The organism is Aeromicrobium sp. (genome assembly GCF_014378035.1).
In the GTDB taxonomy this organism is placed as follows: Bacteria; Actinomycetota; Actinomycetes; order Propionibacteriales; family Nocardioidaceae; genus Aeromicrobium.
Genome location: NZ_JACMOM010000190.1, coordinates 1 through 2,416, shown reverse-complemented (window position 1 = coordinate 2,416; position 2,416 = coordinate 1). Strand labels below are relative to the sequence as shown.

Below are 2,416 nucleotides of genomic sequence, written 5' to 3'. Positions count from 1 at the left end.
GGCCCACTCCCCGGTTGTCCTGCAGTCCTACATCGCGCTGCAGCAGGTGATCGCAGACTACGGAAGCTTCGATGGCCGCACCCGTGAGGCCATCGCGCTAGCGGTAGGAAACGTCGATAAATGCTCGTACTGCCAGGCAGCCCACACCGCCGGCGGCAAGGCCGCCGGCCTGACGGGTGAGGAGATGGTGCAGGTCCGGCGAGACGAGGTCGGGTTCGACGCCAAGCTCGGCGCCCTGCTGACGCTGGCTCGCGAGATGACGGCCCACCAGGGCACCGTCGCCGACGCGTCGTGGGACCGGGCGCTGGAGGCAGGGTGGTCCGACACTCAGCTCACCGAGCTGAGCACACATGTGACGCTCAACCTGTTCACGAACTACTTCAACCACCTGGTCGATACCGAGCTCGACCTACCCGCAGCCCCCGCGCTGTGACACCCTGAAAGGAACCGGCAGGGGCCGTCCTACCCACCCGGGCCGGCCCCCGCTCTCATGACCCGCGGACCTTGGCCGACATCCGCATCGTGCTGGTCTCAGGCCGACGCGGACACCAGCTGACGTGCCAGATCCAGCACCGAGGAGGCTTCGAGGTCGGGCTGGGCGAAGTAGGAGGGGTAGCGCGCTCCCGACCGGTTGATCCACGCCGTGCGGAGGCCAGCGTTGTGCGCCCCTTCGATGTCCCAGGGGTGCACCGCGACGAGCATGGCCTCACCCGGAGTGTCGAGAGCACAGGCATCCAATGCGTAGCGGTACGCCTCTCGGGCCGGTTTCCACCGGGGCGCGTCCTGCACGGTGAGCAGATGCTCGAACCGGTCGCGAATGCCGGCTGCGTCGAAGAGCGACTGCGCCACCGTGGTGGCGCCGTTGCTCAACGTCACGAGCCGCCAGCCCTGCTCGGCCAGGGCCGTGATCCCGTCGACCACATCCTCGTGGACACCGAGCGCTCCCAGTCCCTCCAGGATGTGGAGCACGGCGCTCTCGAGCGAGTCCGGCGCCACCTTGCCGGCAAGCGAGACCTCGAGCGACCCACGGGCCAGCCCGGCAAACGATGGATTCGCCCCGGCGACGGTCAAGGCGAAACCGTCACGCAGCAGGGTCGCGAACCAGGTGGTCGCCTCGCGTGGATCCAGTCCGACCTCCTCGAAACGCTGCTGGAGCGGTGACATGTCCGACAGCGTCTCGTTGACGTCGAAAATGATGAGCGTGGGCTGCGGGATTGGCATGTGACAGCTCCTTTGTGTGTGGTCGTGGGTCAGAGGGTTCGGACGCGTACCTGGACATGGCCGCCCCGCAGGCTCCAGGACTGCACGTCCGTCGCGGTGCTTTCGAGAACCGTCCATGGTCGAGCGTAGATGTCGGCTCCGCCCATCAAAGCTAGTCGGCAATCCCCCACCCGAGCGGACCGCGGGAGTTCGGGTGACCGTGTCAGGCCGGCATTCTCGTTGCTGCTAGTTCGCCGGCGGAGAGGTGGCGATCTCGGATGACGAGACATAGTGCCAGCGCGAGTCCACCGATGAACGTGAACGGTGTGATTTTGGGTATGGAGCCGTTCGAGAGCACTGTGGCTAAACCGTCGAAGGCATAGCCTCCGCCGGCGATGCAGATCAGGGCACCAAGGCAATTGGGGATGAACTCAGACTTGTACGCCAAGTAACCCACGAGGAGCAGGTGGGCCCCGAAAAGGACAAGACCGACCGTCCGTCCGAAGTGACGCCACGTCGACGGGCAGCCCGTCTGATCCCAGGCTCTCAACTGCCCCGATGCTGGCAGCAACGGAGTTGAGGCTCATCATCAGCACCCCTGCCTCGATCAGCGTCTTGTGGTCCACGACGCGAGGCAGACCGGCAGGGGTGCCTGGACTCGAATCGACCATGACACCGCCCGCAAGACGTAAGACGTAAGACGTAAGCCAGCAGGAAGCATGCACCCGCGGCTCGTTCAATTGTCCTCATCGACATGTTCACTCCTTGGTGGATGTCCCTCCTCACGACGCCACTCGCGCCAATCCGTGACAGTGACGAAAGACCCGCCGCGACAGCGGCAATACTCCCCCGACAGGCAAGAATTCTCGTCGAACATCGGCCGGCGACGCAGGTTGCCACTGGTCCACTCGCGGTGGATCACGGTGGATTGACACCCGCGCGCCGGCGCGAATCGTGTAGTCCTGGGCGAGCCTTTGACTTCAAGTACTTGAAGTTCTTAGTGTCGTACAGGTGAGTCGAACAACTACGCAACGCAGCCACACCATTACGGAAACGGCGGCGCTCACCGGGCTACCTGCCAGCACGCTTCGGTACTACGAGACGATCGGCGTGATCTGGCCGATCAGTCGCGGTGAGAGCAGCAAGCACCGCGTGTATGACGAAGACGACCTCGACCAGCTGATGTGGGTTGCGTGCCTCGCGGCGACCGGCATGT

The 2,416-nt window shown here is 64.7% G+C and carries 4 protein-coding genes; 2 read left to right on the top strand and 2 right to left on the bottom strand.

Going from position 1 to position 2,416, the window contains the following annotated elements; translation table 11 throughout:
* The coding region (locus tag H7290_RS09950; RefSeq protein WP_290513862.1) for a carboxymuconolactone decarboxylase family protein at positions 1 to 433 on the top strand (433 nt) is incomplete at its 5' end.
* A gap of 98 nt (positions 434 to 531) precedes the next feature.
* Here the strand turns inward: H7290_RS09950 and H7290_RS09945 are convergent.
* Both H7290_RS09945 and H7290_RS21330 read right to left on the bottom strand, forming a co-directional pair.
* Positions 532 to 1,221 carry a haloacid dehalogenase type II gene (locus H7290_RS09945; protein WP_290513861.1) on the bottom strand — a complete coding sequence of 230 codons (690 nt, stop codon included), beginning with the start codon at positions 1,219 to 1,221 and terminating at the stop codon, positions 532 to 534.
* A gap of 202 nt (positions 1,222 to 1,423) precedes the next feature.
* Entirely contained in the window at positions 1,424 to 1,750 is a 327-nt protein-coding gene (locus H7290_RS21330) for a DUF4386 family protein (RefSeq protein ID WP_366927619.1), read from the bottom strand.
* A 461-nt stretch (positions 1,751 to 2,211) separates the two neighbouring features.
* On the opposite strand from H7290_RS21330, the gene H7290_RS09940 reads away from it, so the two are divergent.
* Positions 2,212 to 2,416 (top strand): MerR family transcriptional regulator (locus H7290_RS09940; RefSeq protein WP_290513860.1); only part of this gene is annotated, 205 nt, incomplete at its 3' end.